This is a genomic window from Geitlerinema sp. CS-897 (genome assembly GCF_028368005.1).
Lineage (GTDB): Bacteria > Cyanobacteriota > Cyanobacteriia > Cyanobacteriales > Geitlerinemataceae > Baaleninema > Baaleninema simplex.
In genome coordinates this window covers 1-14,441 of record NZ_JAQNCQ010000153.1, presented here as the reverse complement: position 1 = coordinate 14,441, position 14,441 = coordinate 1, and the positions used below count along the sequence as shown (strand labels likewise).

Here is a 14,441-nt window from a genome sequence, read left to right as displayed (position 1 = left end):
TGACGCTCACGGCGAAGCCTCACGATTTTGGTTCCTGCTTCTGTCCCTTAACGGTTTTTTCGCAACAGCTCTCCAGATCGCCATGCCTTTCGAGTCTTACGTTCGCTCCACAGGCTGAAACGGTGTGTCCCACCGCCTTATGTGTCGAAATCTCAAAGGAGAAATCTTGATGTACTTTGTTGATTCAGGGGTTGGACTGCCCATTGCCCTATCCTCTTTTCCCGGTCTACCGATTTTTCTGCGCCGTTGCGGATTCCGCAATCTTTGAAGTTAGGCTTTCTGTCTCCATCGTCTCGGGTGGGTCAGTGACCAATTTCATTCTACTGTAAAGCCGTCCTAGAAGGCTTGCCCTGAGCTAAGTCGAAGGGACAGGATTTCCAACCCAAATTTTTCGTTCAAAGTTCCTCACCATCCCATCTTTAGAACTACTTCAATTCCCTCTCTCATTTGCTCTTCCCACCCCCGCATCGCCATGAAAATGACCTCTGGCAAAATCAACGAACTGCTGACCCAGCCAGGTTGCGAACACAACCACAAAAAAGGCGAGAAGGGCAAAAACAAAGCCTGTCAGCAGCAGGCTAAACCCGGTGCTGCTCAAGGGGGATGTGCGTTCGATGGGGCTAGTATTGCCCTGGTGCCGATTACTGATGTAGCGCACCTGGTACACGGTCCGATCGCCTGTGCGGGCAACTCTTGGGGAAGTCGGGGTAGCCTCTCCTCCGGTCCGACGATCTACAAAATGGGCTTCACCACGGATCTGAGCGAAAACGACATTATTTTTGGAGGAGAGAAAAAACTCTACAAAGCTATTCAGGAAGTCAAGGATCGGTACAGTCCCGCCGCCGTCTTTGTCTATCTGACCTGCGTGACAGCACTGATTGGAGACGACCTCGAGGCCGTGTGTCAAGCCGCCGCCCAAAAGTTTGAGATTCCGGTGATTCCTGTCAGCTCCCCCGGTTTTGTGGGTAGCAAGAATTTGGGCAATCGCATCGGTGGCGAAGCGCTGCTGGAGTATGTGGTAGGAACCCGAGAGCCAGAATATACCACGCCTTACGACATCAACCTCATTGGTGAGTACAACATTGCTGGAGAGATGTGGGCGATAACCCCCCTACTAGAAAAACTTGGCATCCGCGTCCTTGCCAAGATTACGGGAGATGCCCGCTATCACGAAGTTGCCTGCGCCCATCGAGCCAAGCTCAACGTCACGATCTGCTCTAAGGCGTTGATCAATATGGCTCACAAGATGGAAGAGCGCTACGGGATTCCCTACTTTGAAGCCTCCATCTACGGTGTTGAAGATATCAACCGTTTGCTGCGAACGATCGCCGAAAAACTTGGAGATGCCGATCTGCAAGCTCGCGTAGAGCAACTGATTCAGGCTGAAACGACCCAACTTCAATCGGCACTCGCTCCCTATCGTCAGCGCCTCCAGGGAAAACGGATCGTCCTTTACACCGGTGGTGTCAAAAGTTGGTCGATTATCTCTGCTGCCCAGGAACTCGGTATCGACGTGGCGGCCACCAGTACCAAAAAGAGTACCGAAGAAGACAAAGCCCGAATCAAAACGCTCCTCGGCAAAGACGGCATCATGCTCCAAAAAGGCAACGCCCAGGAACTCCTGAAGGTCATTGCCAAAACCCAAGCCGATATGCTGATCGCCGGAGGACGCAACCAATACACCGCTCTCAAAGCTAAAATTCCCTTCCTCGATATCAACCAAGAACGCCACCATCCCTATGCGGGCTACTTGGGCATGATTGAAATGGCGAAGGAGTTAGATGAGGCACTACACAGTCCGATTTGGGAACAGGTACGAGCGATCGCGCCGTGGGACGTGACGGAACGAGGAAGTGAGGGAGTAGAAGAGAGCGATCGCTCTCTCGACATGACTTCTCCTACCCAAGTCATATCCCGCCGGAAGGGAGTCGCCGTGAATCCCCTCAAGCAAAGTCAACCCCTGGGTGCGGCACTTGCTTTCTTGGGCGTTAAAGGCATGATGCCTTTGTTCCACGGCTCTCAAGGATGTACGGCCTTTGCCAAGGTGATGCTAGTGCGACACTTCCGAGAAGCCATTCCGTTATCGACCACCGCGATGACAGAAGTGACGACCATTTTGGGTGGGGAAGACAACATCGAAACCGCCATGTTGACTTTGCTGGAAATGTCCCAACCGGAGATTATCGGCCTCTGCACCACCGGACTGACAGAGACGCGGGGAGATGATATGCAGGGAATTCTACGCACCCTTCGCCAGCGCCACCCCGAACTCGCCGCGTTACCTATTGCTTTTGCCTCTACTCCCGACTTTCGAGGCGCTTTGCAGGATGGCTACGCGGCCGCAGTCGAAGCGTTGGTGCGAGATATTCCTCCCGACAGGAACGAAGAGACCGAATCGGTCGACTCCCATCTGCCGACAGCGCGTCAAGTCACGGTGTTAGCCGGCCCGGCTTTGACTCCCGGCGACGTGCAGACCGTGAAATCTCTGGTGGCTGCCTTCAACTTGACGCCGATCGTTTTACCCGATTTGTCCACATCTCTAGACGGACATTTGGCCGACGGCTACAGTACGGTCACGAGTGGCGGGACGACGTTGGCAGCGTTGCGATCGCTCGGTCGATCGACGTTTACTTTGGCTGTAGGACACAGCATGACCGATGCTGCCACGCTGCTACAACAGCGGTTCGGTACGGACTATGCCGTGTTTAATAGCTTGACGGGCTTGAGGGAGGTCGATCGGTTCCTGCAAACGCTTTCAGAATTGAGCGATCGACCCGTCCCCGAACAACTTCGGCATCAGCGCTGCCAGTTGCAAGATGCCATCCTCGACACGCACTTTTTCTTCGGCCGCAAGCGAGTCGCGCTTGCCCTAGAGCCAGATTTACTCCACAGCATAGCCTGGTGGCTCACGACCACTGGCGCTAAAGTTCATGCTGCCGTAACCACCACCAAATCGAAATTGCTCGAGGACTTGCCGATCGCCACCGTCGAGATCGGCGATTTGGAAGACTTTGCCAACTTGGCCACCGGCGCAGATTTGCTGATCGCCAACTCCAACGCCAAGCCCCTGGCCAAAAAACTGGATGTTCCCCTCTACCGCCTCGGCTTCCCCATTTTCGATCGCCTGGGTAACGGGCATCGTTCCACAGTGGGTTACGACGGTACCACCCAGCTCCTCTTTGACATCGGCAACCTCTTTATGGAAGCCGACGAGGAAAACGCCCACGCCCAGGTTCGCGCTTGGCGTGAGGGTAAAGTTTCTCTGAGTTAATGGAGATCCCATGAAAATTGCATTTGCAACCCAAGATTCAGTTCATATCAACGCTCACTTTGGATGGGCTAGCAAAATTGATGTCTACGACGCGGACACCCAGGGTTATACCTTCCTAGAAACCCTGGAATTCCAAGGAAATCTCCAAGAAGACGGAAATGAAGACAAGCTCGAACCCAAGCTTCGAGCCTTACAAGGTTGCACGATCGTCTACGTTTCAGCAATTGGAGGCAGTGCTGCCGCTCGCCTCATTTACAAGAACATTACCCCAATTAAGGCTGAATCAGAAACCGAGGAAATTGAAGAAGTTCTGACACGGTTTGTCAAAACTCTCAATGGGAATCCACCCCCTTGGTTACGTAAAGCCTTGCTGAACGATCGACCCCGCAACTTTGAAAACAGTTTTGAAACGACCGAGGAGGAAATTACCGCATGAGTTCTGTTGAAAGTGTCACCGCTGCTAAAACATCTAATACCTTTATCGTCGATGAAGCACCGTTTCTCAATGCGATCGTCCAACAGATTCGCGCCAACGATCCTTATGGAACTTACCGCAACTGGACGAACGAACTCTTGTTGAAGCCTTACGTGCTTTCCAAAAAGCAACGTCGGGAAATTCCGGTGGAGGGAGAGGTCGATCCCATTACTCAGGGTCGGATTTTAGCCTTCTATCGGGCTGTGGCCGCTCGGATCGAAGAGGAAACCGGTCAACTCTCCCAGGTCACGATCGATCTCAGTCACGAGGGTTTCGGATGGGCGCTGATCTTCTCCGGTCGTCTGATTCTCGTTTCCAAGACCCTGCGAGACGCACAACGCTTCGGCTTCGATTCTTTAGAAAAACTTAATGCCGAAGGTGAAAAATTGGTCGCAAAAGGTATCGATTTAGCCAAACGGTTCCCAGAGGTTTGCGATATCTAAGTGGAATACTCGATATCGATCGCGAGGGCGATACGGACTTCTTGTTTCAGCTACTCTCGCCTTAGCGTACGAACACAGTTGGGTCTTACACGAGACCCATAGACCGTCACTCATCTTCCACAGGCAACGTTGTTTCTAGACGCGATCGCACGCAAACCTTACCCCTGAGCTATCCCGACCGCGGCTCGCCTTGACAGGTAAAGCGCGAGACTTCCCACCGAGAGAGTTAAAGTCCTCTCGTTACCCGAAAGCTTGATTTCTATATCGCCGACTTAACGCCCATGCCTCAAACGACTCAACCCAACACGATTGACGAGCTTAAAACCAAAATTAAAAAGCTCAACAGCAAGGCCGGCCAGATGAAAATGGACCTTCACGACATTGCTGAAGGTCTCCCGACCGACCTCGAAAAACTCCCCGAAGTGGCCGATCGCACCTATGAAATTTACTGCCAGCTTCGCGATCTCAAACAGCAGCTCAAAACCTTGGAGTCCACCTCATGACTGCCCAAAAAACTCTAGCTCGATTCAATCAACTCAAAGATGCTGAGGAGTATTTCGACTTTTTCGAGCTGCCCTACGATCCCCAAGTTGTCAACATCAATCGCCTGCACATTCTGCGAAAATTCTCCCAACTTGTGGAGGCTGAAGCTAAAACCAAAAGTGAAGAAGAATTGCTTGAAATCTATCGGCAGGCACTCATCAACGCCTATAACGTGTTTTTGACTTCTTCTGGAGTCGAACAAAAGTTGTTTAAGGTGTTCCAAGATAAGCCTTCCAACGTGGTGATGGTATCCGATATTGTCGAAGAATAGGGCGATCGCCCATCTGTCCTCCCCTGCTCTCTTCCTCCCCATTGAGATCGTGCTCCCAACCTTAACTCCTACAGAAGTCGATCGCTACCGCCGTCAGATGATGCTGCCCGGCCTGGGCGAAACTGGACAACGCCAGCTCAAGAACACCACGGCTTTGGTCACTGGAGTTGGAGGTCTGGGGGGAACGGCTGCCCTGTATCTGGCAGTAGCCGGAGTGGGCAAATTAATTCTGGTGCGCGGTGGCAATTTGCAGCGGGACGATCTCAATCGCCAAATCCTCATGACCGATGACTGGGTGGGCAAACCTCGGGTCTTCAAAGCTCGGGACACTCTAACCCAGATCAATCCCGATATCGAGGTCGAGGCCGTCTGCGAATATGTCAGTTCTGACAATATCGATCTCTTGGTACAACAAGCCGATATTGCTCTCGACTGCGCCTTTGACTTCAAAGAAAGGGACTTGCTCAACGCAGCCTGCGTACGCTGGGACAAACCCATGATCGAGGCGGCCATGAACGGTATGGAAGCCTATCTCACGACCATCGTACCAGGGCAAACCCCCTGCCTTTCCTGCCTGTTTCCAGAGAAACCGGAATGGGACCGCTGGGGCTTTGGGGTCTTGGGAGCGGTTTCTGGTACGTTGGCTTGCTTGGCAGCTTTAGAAGCTATCAAGCTGATCGTCGGTTTAGGAAATCCCCTCCTCGGACAGCTTCTGACGATGGACTTAGCCCGTGCTGAATTCGCCAAGCGCCGCCCCTACCACGACCCTGAGTGTCCTGTGTGCGGCCGCATCACCACAGCCAAACGATCTTCGAGTTTGACGGCGATCGCCTAAGACATACCAGAGACAGTACACCGATTTCCCGACACGGTTCCAATCTCATTGACAAGCGTCGCGTTTTTAGCAGTCCCGATCTCCCAAAACAGCAGTATCGACTTTACCCGCGATCGCTTCCCACTCCAACTGTCGTTTATCCCTAACCTCAAGGAGACTTGCTATGACCGTTACCCTCACCGAGCTTGCCGAACTCCGCCTACGAACTTTTGTCCGTGGAACCCCGAACTACACCCCAGAACGAGGCATTCGCCTAGCCGTCAAAGATGGCGGCTGCAACGGCTACGAATACGACATTAAAGTTGCCAATGCACCCAACCCTGACGACGAAGTCGTGCAGTCCGGTAATCTCAGAGTCTTCATCGATCCGATCAGCGCCCCCATACTCAATGGTGTAGTCGTGGACTACGTGGATGGACTGCTTGAAAGTGGCTTCAAATTTACAAACCCCAATGCCACCGACACCTGTGGTTGTGGTAAGTCCTTCCAAGCCGGAGACTGTACGCCACCTGCCGTTCCCTGTTCGTGACCTCCTCCCGACGCTGATGCTACACATACAGCGCGGGACTTATAGCTCCCCGATCCCCTCACAAGTTAAACAGTTGCCGACGAGCCTCGGAGGGGTTTTGTCCAAACCACTCACTCTAGAATCAATTCCCATAAATTTAGGAGATCGATCGTGACCACTTACCAAGTTCAACTCATCAACAAAAAGCGCAATATTGATGTCACCATTCCCGTCGCCGACGATATGTTTATCCTCGATGCGGCAGAAGAGAACGACCTGGAGCTTCCTTTCTCTTGCCGAGCTGGTGCTTGCTCGAGCTGCGTGGGCAAGTTAGTCGATGGTGAAATCGATCAAGAAGATCAGTCTTTCCTAGACGACGAGCAAATTGCCAAGGGCTTTGTGTTGCTCTGTGCAGCCTACCCACGCTCGGATTGTACGATTAAAACCCACATGGAAGCGTACTTGGTTTAAGGACGGCATCTCACGTTGTCCGACAACGTTGAAAACCGATCGAACGGGGGAAATTGTCAGAGGGCAGGCAAGCCTGTCGATGAGCGATCGCTTGAGATAGCTAAAACTATCCTCTGCAAAGATATCCAGTCCTGTATCAATATCTTGTAGTAACGGGAGTCAAAAAATGGCAGTAATTGGAATTTTCTACGGCAGCACTTCTGGCGTTACAGAAGAAATTGCAGAAAAAATCCATGAAGAAATCGGAGAAGACCTCTGCGATTTGTACAGCATGGCAGATGACTACGACGACTTCGAGGATTTACTGAACTATAACTATTTGATTCTCGGCTGCTCGACTTGGGGAGCTGGAGAGGTTCAAAATGATTGGCGCGAACCTCTGTTCGATATGGAAGTCGAGAAGCCAGATTTCTCTGGAAAAACGATCGCTCTATTCGGATCGGGAGATTGCACGGGTCACGGCAAGCATTTCGTCGGAGCTTTAGGTACTCTCCACGACCAATTCAAAGCCCTCGGTGCCAAGATCGTGGGAGCTGTATCTACAGAAGACTATTCCTTCGAGCAATCGACGGCAATTCGAGACGGTAAATTCGTCGGCTTACCTCTCGATGAAGTGAACGAAAGCGATAAAACGGAAAAACGGCTTGCCGATTGGCTTAAAATTCTCAAGGCTGACTTTCCAGCCCTGGCTGACTGAGAAAAAAGACGTCTTTCCTGAATCTCTACTCGGAATTCCCTGACTATAGAGATTCAGGTGAGGCAACGGCTTCAAAACACAGACAAGCTATCGCGGTAAATGAGCTTGCCTTGAGTAAAGTTTACCTTGTTTGAAAATTGACTTGTCCGTAGACTGTAGATCGTTAGCACGAAGGAAAAATTTCCTTTGTTTTAACAAGTAGAGTAACCCATCACATTACCTCATATTTCTCAATTTCATCTCACATGAACGCTCTCCCCAGTCACTCCACTATCCCATCTTGGTATCAAGTTCCTCTCGAGATAAAACAACTGCTCTTAGCAGCCGTTGAGAACTGGGAAAACACTACTTGCTCGGAGCAATTTATTCTTCAAGCTTTAAACCATCCCGAGACCACCCTAGAAGTTCTAGTTAGTGCTTATCGCTATTTTTTCTACAAGCACAATAACTATATGTCTAGACGTTTAGCCATGCAAGTGATGGATCGAGTGACACAAGAGGAATCTTTACCAGATGATTGGGAGGAACTCCAAATCGTCTTACGAGATCGACAATGCGATACACCCATTCGCCTCTACCTTAGTGCGTACGTAGCACTAGGTATGATGTTGGCTCGTTGGGGCGCTTTTCAAGCTGCCATTGAAATTGCTCGACGGATTCAAGCTATCGATACCAACAATGAATTTGGAGCAGGAGTTATTCTCAAGATCCTTACCGACGAAAATGACGAAATATAACTATAGAAATATATTTTTTTAAATCAATTTGCACATAATTTTGTTAAAATATTTTAGCTCTGAGGTGACATTATGACTTCTAAAGATTGGTTTGTAGATAAAACAGGTCACTGCCAATCTCGTCCAGCTTCTCGTACGTGGAATTTGCTTCGTGAGTCTTATTATTTGCACCAGTTTTTGAGTGAGATTTTGGATATTATTGCAAATGCCAATAATGAGGAAGATGAGTGGAACTACTTACCTCAAATTCGTGAAAAAGTTCGCCAAATCGTCACTAACTCTTATTGGTTAAAAACACAATATAAACTCCCCGATCGAGAAACTGGCGTCCATGTAACCACACTTTACGACGAGATTGGTTATCCCTTAACTGTTCAAAATGTTACGACTCAGCCGGGAGCGTTATCTTCAATTCACAACCACGGGACTTGGGGAGTTATCTTTCAAATTCAAGGAGAAGAACGACATACTTTTTGGCATCGTGTCAGTCCCTCAGATGCACCATTACAAATTGAACCAGTTGGCGAACATTTACTCAGCCCTGGAGAAATCCTCAGCTTCCATCCCGATGCCATTCACCAAGCTGAAACTGTAGGGCGGGAAACGGCTTTAACCTTTCAACTCTACGGTGATACTCAACCCAAGGGACGTTTCAAATTTGAACCCAAGACCCAAACGGCAAAATATTTTTAACACTTCTCGATCGCTTATGACTACCATCGTCTTTTACGAAAAACCGGGCTGTATCAACAACACCAAACAGAAAGCTCTCCTCCAAGCAGCCGGACATACGGTCAACGCTCGCAATTTGCTAACTGAGCCGTGGACGAAGGAACGGCTTTACCGCTGTTTGGGCGATCGCCCGGTAGTAGAATGGTTCAATCGCACCGCACCTGCAATCAAGTCAGGACAGGTACAGCCCGAACGACTCGACGCAGAAACAGCGTTGGCGTTGATGTTGCAAGATCCGCTGCTGATTCGTCGGCCGATTATGCAGGTAGGCGATCGGTACGAGGTCGGCTTTGATGTCTCGACTGTCGATCGCTGGATCGGCCTTGAAGCTGCTGACCCCGCTCAGCAAGGCAATTGCGATCGTTTAATACAGCAAGATTTACAAGCCTGCCCCAACCAAACTGCTTTATGAACACGAATCTCAACACCGACCCTCAACGCCAGGAACGCTACTTCGACCTGATCGATCGCCTCCTGAAGTGTCCCAATGGCAAAGAACCAGAAGTTTTAGACGCGGCTTCCGATCTGCTAGATGCCCACTTCGTACAGGTGCTGATGCAAACCGCCTCGTACTTTGCCCACAACGACAATCCTGAGGCAGCCAAGTTCTTGATTTTTATTGCCCGAGAGTTATCGCGTCAACTCAACCTGTATCCCAACCTCGAGGAGACGTATTGACATTCTTCCCCGTCAAATTAAAGATTTTGACATCCTCTCCGTGCCTTTAGGCCGGAGAGGATGTCAACTGGCAGGTGGAGTAAGCGCTTTTTATCCGAGCGGCAAGTTCGCCCACTACGGCTACATCTTTGATATCCACCTGATATGATTTTGTAGCACACCTGTCACGATTCATCTACGCTTCAATCACAGATTAGAAACGTAGGATTCTCACAGTTGGGGTAAAAAGCAGAAAACCCTCGTAGTTACGAGGATCTTCCACTTTTACCTTTTTCTGTAAAGCCACACGATTAGCGGCGGCTACCAAACTTTCGCTAATCGATGGGTATCCAAAAACGCCGCACTAACGCCGCGAAGTTGGAGTTTAGGTTAACTCAAAAATGAATTAAGCCTCAGTAAAGCTTTCAGTCTTAATCCAGCAACGAATGAAACTTTAGCCTTGCCTTAATTCAGCAACGAACGAAGCTTTCAGTTTAAATCCAGCAACGAACGAAACTTTAGTCTTAATCCACCAATGAGCTATACCAAACAACTTACCACAGATTGCCAGTCTAGTCCCACCCCCGATCGGTGCGTCTCACTCCCCAAAAGCACCACGGAGAAGGAAATACAGCAATTTACGACCTCTTCCAAAAAATCTTCCCAAACACAGTCAGAACACCTCCCAAGTTCGGAATCCACCCAAAATCGAGGAGAAAACCGTACGAGCTGCCCCCCTTGGATCGACACCGCCCACTGGCGAGAACTCACCGCCGAAAGTGCCATCGATGGCTCGCTCGCCGCACTCAACTGCCGCTATCTCGACGGTGACGAGGCGATCGAACGATTCCTGCGAGCGATCGACACCGCAGAACTCACCAAACGAACCTGGATCGACGCCCAATGGCGCGACATCCGCCGCCGATTCGGCCACCTCGAACAAGGTGCGCTGTTCTTTGAATCCCTCGACCCGTCAAACGACTGGAAGCTCAAAGACTGGGTTCGGATCAAACCGAACCGCCCGAAACTCGGGAAAAACGGAAAACTCATCAAATACCAATCACCGCCGAAGCACGACACCGAACTCTTTTTCGCGCGGGTGACGTGGGGATGCGGCTATCGCATCGCCAAGCGCCACGGCTACGCCAGCGAATACGAACGGCGGATGGTAGAAGCATACAGAACGCGATCGCCCAAACAAGACGCGGGAGAAGGGTTCGGCAAAACCGCCCAAAAAACAGCTAAGCCAAAAGTCCGACCCGATCTCCTCTACGCTATTCACGCTCTCGGACTCGATGCCAGTTTCCTCAACACCGAGGACGCTGGTTTCTGGCCGTGGGTGCAGTCCGTTCCCGACTTTCCCATCGTCTTGACCGAAGGGGAGAAAAAAGCCATGAGCCTGCTTTCCCACGGGTACGCGGCGATTTCCGCACCGGGAATTTATATGTTTGCCGCCTCCGAAGAAGACGAATCGTACCGGAAGCAATTTAGCCTGCGTCCCGATCTCATTCCGTTTGCCGTCGAGGGACGCCGGTTTTACATTGCCTTCGACGAAGACAAAAAACTCAAAACCGTCCTAGCCGTTTCCCACGCCACCGAACGAACGTCCCGACTACTCGAAAAACAGGGCTGCGAGGTTCGCGTCGTCCTCTGGAACGGCAAATGTGGCAAAGGGGTAGACGATCTCATTGCCATTCAAGGAGCTGACGCCTTCGCTCGCGCCTTCGAGCGGGCAGTTCCGGCAGTGGTGGCCTGCACCCGACACCACTGGGGACTCGGCGACTATGCCGTGGCGAAAACCGTCAACGCTCGCTATATCCCCACTCACATCAAACCGCCGCGAGATCGCCAACTCGTTTGCCTCAAATCGCCGAAAAATACCGGGAAAACCCATTGGTTGACCGAACAAATCGCCGACCTTAACGACGAATACGAAAAATCGCACGGATACCCCATGCCGGTCGTCGTCCTCTCACACCGGCGTCAACTGGCGAAAGCGTTAGGCGAACGGTTCGGACTGCGTTACGTCACCGAACTCCGAGACGGCGAAGGCGATTTGTTCGGGTTCAGCCTGTGCCTCGACTCGGCTCACGCCCAATCTCAAGCACAGTTCGACCCCAACCGCTATCACGATGCGATCGTCGTCCTCGACGAAATCGAACAGCAGCTCATGCACCTGTTCGCGTCCAACACGGAAATTTCTAAACACCGCATCACGGTGATGCGAAATCTCAAAATTCTGTTCGAGAACGTCTTCGACTCAGAACACGGACAGGTATTTGTCGCCGATGCCGATCTCTCGCGGCACGCGATCGACTGGATTCTCGACATCGCCGACGCGCGGCGGTCGGTGTTCCCATGGATTCTCGAAAATACCTGGAAAGAGAGCGATCGCTCGTGCCATCTTTTCACAGAACCCAATCCGAATCACTGGCTGTACCAGTTGGTCGCCCAGGTTCGCAGCGGCGGACGCCCGTTCGTCCAAGTCAGCGGTCAGAAAGCATCCAGTAAATGGGGAACGCAATCGCTCGAAACCTTTTGTCGCCGCGAGTTTCCCGACAAACGAATTCTGCGGATCGATTCCGATACCGTCGCCGACACGACACATCCCGCTTGTGGATGTATTGCCAACCTCAACGAAATTCTCGGGGATTACGATATTGTCATCGCCTCCCCCGCCATCGAAACCGGACTAGATATCAAAATCAAAGGACACTTCAGCGCCAACTTCGTCCTAGCTTGGGGACAGCAAGGCGTCAACAGCGTTCGTCAAGCGATGTTCCGCCTGCGAGATAACGTCCCACGTTACGTTTGGGTTCCTCGCATCGCAACGATCGGACGGCTAGGCCGAAACGCCAAGACCAAGGCCAAGTATTTCAGAGTTGTCGAGCAGAAAAAGATGTTCGCAGCTCTCGATCTGTTGTTGAAACAGAAAGCGTTGCGGACATCCGAAGCACAAGCCGAACAGTTCCATCGCGAGGTCAGATCGGCACTGGCCGCCAGCGAACCCTCGGAAAACGTTTTCAGCGCCCTCGTCGCGCGAGAGAACGCCGGATTTATCGCCTACCGCGAAACCCTCCGATACGAGCTTGAAGAGGAAGGATATACCGTTAAAGACGTCGGACTCGCCCCCGATGACGACAAGCTTTCCGATCTCCTCGCGAAGTTTCAAGCGGCTCGCGATGATAACCACCAAGCGGAAATCCAAGCGATCTGCGACGCCAAACCCGTCTCAGAAGACGCATACGAGAAGCTGAAGCGGTCGAACGCGCGATCGCCGCAAGCGCGACATCAGATTCGCAAGTTTGAGTTATCAAAACGCTACGCCACCGACGAAATCACCCCCAAACTTATCGAACGGGACGACGACGGTTGGTACGGACTGTTGACGAAGCACTACCAACTTACCCGAGGACGCAAGTTTGTGGAATTCAAAGATGAGGCTTGTCTGACGAAAGCTTTCGGTCGTGACGGTGGATTGTGGACTTGGGACGTTAACCGTCAGTGTAAGTCCGTGACTGTCAAAGGCTTGGAAGTGTTGGGCGTGGGGGCTTTCGTGCGAGCGATCGAGTCCGAACCCGACCATCTCTGGACGGCCGACGACCCCAAACTCCTTCATATCGTCCGACAAATCGAAAAATTTCCCGAAGCGCGAGAAATCGTACCAGTCCACGGACGCAACCAACACGGCGTCAGCCCGATCGCCACCGCCAACTCGCTGCTTAAAGAGATGGGGTTGAAACTCGAACGTTCGTCCCGTACTCGAGTCGAGGGGAAAATTATCTGGCTTTACAAACTGGCCGCCGAGGATAAAGACGGTAACGCGATCGGACTCAACGACGGACGGATGGAAGTGTTCGATCGCTGGTACGAGCGCGACACGCGGGAACAGAAGAAAGTCGAGGCTGAAATCGATCTGATTTTGGAAAATCGTACCCCCGTCGAGTCCGACAATCGTAAAGACAACGTACTAACAAATTTCGAGGTACGAGAAGTCGAGGTCAAGTCCGAGTCATCGCTCGAATCCTTTACCTCACAAGGGATAGAGGGGTGTGTACGGAGTTACTATATAATTAACATTCTCTTCCAGCAACCCGTTCCGGGTATGCAGGAAGATTCCTTGGGTCACCCCAAAGATTTCCTGTTTCACAGCCAGCCAACTAGAATCAGTGACCCGATCCCCCGTCGCCTCAACTCCACAGGCATTTTCGATTTGCCGTTGCCCACGGCTACAGATGACTTGTCCACTCGCCACATCACGGGACTCGATCGAACCGCAGTTGTGGCAGTGATGGATTCGAGTTTAGAGGTCTTTACGAACCTCTGCCCCACAATCCGGACATTCCTGAGAAGTGCCACGGGCATCCACCTTGCCGTAAAAGACATCGCGCTTCCAGCACACCCAGGGAAGGATCTGATTCACAAATTGACCCAATCCAGCATCGAGGGTGTGTTTGCCCAACATTCCTATCCCCCCAACCCCCCGAACTTCGGGGGGTTGGGGGGATGCAGTTTTTGAGCATCTGGGGGAAGACCAACGACCGCATTCGATTCGGCTTTTTGAATCGTGGAAGACCCGAACGTTTTAACCGCCATGACTCCCAAGAAGTCTCAACGCTTCGACTCCACTCGCTTCGACTTCGCTCAGCGTTGAGTCCGAGCGGAGTCGAGGACTCAAGTTTTCTAAGGACTTGCTGAAGAACCTGAGCGTTGACCGTCTTGAGCTGAGGAAATTCAGTCTTGGCAGCGGTCAAACGCTTAGCCTGAACGTGGTAGTTCGGGAAGGGTGCATCTGCTGGCA

Annotated in this window: 13 protein-coding genes and 2 pseudogenes; 14 read left to right on the top strand and 1 reads right to left on the bottom strand. The window is 51.6% G+C overall.

The window, feature by feature from the left end; translation table 11 throughout:
• The first annotated feature begins 472 nt into the window (after nt 1-472).
• From POG22_RS09655 to POG22_RS09590, 14 genes and pseudogenes are all read left to right on the top strand, one after another.
• Nucleotides 473-3,271: a bifunctional nitrogenase iron-molybdenum cofactor biosynthesis protein NifEN gene (locus POG22_RS09655; RefSeq protein WP_498904972.1), complete on the top strand. Its 2,799-nt coding sequence runs from the start codon at nt 473-475 to the stop codon at nt 3,269-3,271.
• Between the two features lie 10 nt (nt 3,272-3,281).
• Nucleotides 3,282-3,707 carry a nitrogen fixation protein NifX gene (nifX, locus tag POG22_RS09650; RefSeq protein WP_498904970.1) on the top strand — a complete coding sequence of 142 codons (426 nt, stop codon included), beginning with the start codon at nt 3,282-3,284 and terminating at the stop codon, nt 3,705-3,707.
• Nucleotides 3,704-4,189, top strand: coding sequence for a NifX-associated nitrogen fixation protein (locus POG22_RS09645; RefSeq protein ID WP_498904968.1), 486 nt, complete (start codon nt 3,704-3,706; stop codon nt 4,187-4,189). Before nifX ends, POG22_RS09645 begins: the two co-directional genes overlap by 4 nt.
• A 281-nt stretch (nt 4,190-4,470) precedes the next feature.
• Nucleotides 4,471-4,692 (top strand): CCE_0567 family metalloprotein, encoded by a 222-nt coding sequence (locus tag POG22_RS09640; RefSeq protein ID WP_498904966.1) that lies wholly within the window; start codon nt 4,471-4,473, stop codon nt 4,690-4,692.
• Nucleotides 4,689-5,003 (top strand): nitrogenase-stabilizing/protective protein NifW, encoded by a 315-nt coding sequence (gene nifW / locus POG22_RS09635; RefSeq protein ID WP_498904964.1) that lies wholly within the window; start codon nt 4,689-4,691, stop codon nt 5,001-5,003. Before POG22_RS09640 ends, nifW begins: the two co-directional genes overlap by 4 nt.
• A gap of 97 nt (nt 5,004-5,100) precedes the next feature.
• The gene (locus tag POG22_RS09630) at nt 5,101-5,838 is read left to right on the top strand and encodes a HesA/MoeB/ThiF family protein (RefSeq protein WP_498905001.1); all 738 of its coding nucleotides are present in this window, start codon (nt 5,101-5,103) and stop codon (nt 5,836-5,838) included.
• Between the two features lie 163 nt (nt 5,839-6,001).
• Nucleotides 6,002-6,367, top strand: coding sequence for a HesB/IscA family protein (locus POG22_RS09625; RefSeq protein ID WP_498904963.1), 366 nt, complete (start codon nt 6,002-6,004; stop codon nt 6,365-6,367).
• A 150-nt stretch (nt 6,368-6,517) separates the two neighbouring features.
• Nucleotides 6,518-6,817, top strand: a complete 300-nt coding sequence (locus POG22_RS09620; protein ID WP_498904961.1) for a 2Fe-2S iron-sulfur cluster-binding family protein — start codon at nt 6,518-6,520, stop codon at nt 6,815-6,817.
• 166 nt (nt 6,818-6,983) lie between these two features.
• Entirely contained in the window at nt 6,984-7,514 is a 531-nt protein-coding gene (locus POG22_RS09615) for a flavodoxin (RefSeq protein ID WP_498904959.1), read from the top strand.
• Between the two features lie 245 nt (nt 7,515-7,759).
• Complete coding sequence (locus POG22_RS09610) at nt 7,760-8,251, top strand: hypothetical protein (protein WP_498904957.1); 492 nt, start codon at nt 7,760-7,762, stop codon at nt 8,249-8,251.
• A 72-nt stretch (nt 8,252-8,323) separates the two neighbouring features.
• The gene (locus tag POG22_RS09605) at nt 8,324-8,944 is read left to right on the top strand and encodes a cysteine dioxygenase family protein (RefSeq protein WP_498904955.1); all 621 of its coding nucleotides are present in this window, start codon (nt 8,324-8,326) and stop codon (nt 8,942-8,944) included.
• Between the two features lie 16 nt (nt 8,945-8,960).
• Entirely contained in the window at nt 8,961-9,395 is a 435-nt protein-coding gene (locus POG22_RS09600; RefSeq protein ID WP_498904954.1) for an ArsC/Spx/MgsR family protein, read from the top strand.
• A complete protein-coding gene (locus POG22_RS09595) occupies nt 9,392-9,661 on the top strand; it encodes a hypothetical protein (protein ID WP_498904953.1) in 270 nt (89 codons plus the stop codon). The genes POG22_RS09600 and POG22_RS09595 overlap by 4 nt, the downstream gene beginning before the upstream one ends.
• 514 nt (nt 9,662-10,175) lie before the next feature.
• Nucleotides 10,176-13,379, top strand: a pseudogene (locus POG22_RS09590) (plasmid replication protein, CyRepA1 family); the annotation flags it as partial.
• Nucleotides 13,380-13,673: 294 nt separating this feature from the next.
• On the opposite strand, the pseudogene POG22_RS09585 reads toward POG22_RS09590, so the two are convergent.
• Nucleotides 13,674-14,441 (bottom strand): annotated as a pseudogene (locus tag POG22_RS09585) (zinc ribbon domain-containing protein); the annotation flags it as partial.

Coding starts and splice junctions, on each gene's coding strand:
- POG22_RS09645 (WP_498904968.1), top strand. CDS start 3,704: ATGAGTTCTGTTGAAAGTGTCACCGCTGCTAAAACATCTAATACCTTT.
- POG22_RS09600 (WP_498904954.1), top strand. CDS start 8,961: ATGACTACCATCGTCTTTTACGAAAAACCGGGCTGTATCAACAACACC.
- POG22_RS09605 (WP_498904955.1), top strand. CDS start 8,324: ATGACTTCTAAAGATTGGTTTGTAGATAAAACAGGTCACTGCCAATCT.
- POG22_RS09625 (WP_498904963.1), top strand. CDS start 6,002: ATGACCGTTACCCTCACCGAGCTTGCCGAACTCCGCCTACGAACTTTT.
- POG22_RS09655 (WP_498904972.1), top strand. CDS start 473: ATGAAAATGACCTCTGGCAAAATCAACGAACTGCTGACCCAGCCAGGT.
- POG22_RS09630 (WP_498905001.1), top strand. CDS start 5,101: ATGATGCTGCCCGGCCTGGGCGAAACTGGACAACGCCAGCTCAAGAAC.
- POG22_RS09610 (WP_498904957.1), top strand. CDS start 7,760: ATGAACGCTCTCCCCAGTCACTCCACTATCCCATCTTGGTATCAAGTT.
- nifW (WP_498904964.1), top strand. CDS start 4,689: ATGACTGCCCAAAAAACTCTAGCTCGATTCAATCAACTCAAAGATGCT.
- nifX (WP_498904970.1), top strand. CDS start 3,282: ATGAAAATTGCATTTGCAACCCAAGATTCAGTTCATATCAACGCTCAC.
- POG22_RS09640 (WP_498904966.1), top strand. CDS start 4,471: ATGCCTCAAACGACTCAACCCAACACGATTGACGAGCTTAAAACCAAA.
- POG22_RS09615 (WP_498904959.1), top strand. CDS start 6,984: ATGGCAGTAATTGGAATTTTCTACGGCAGCACTTCTGGCGTTACAGAA.
- POG22_RS09595 (WP_498904953.1), top strand. CDS start 9,392: ATGAACACGAATCTCAACACCGACCCTCAACGCCAGGAACGCTACTTC.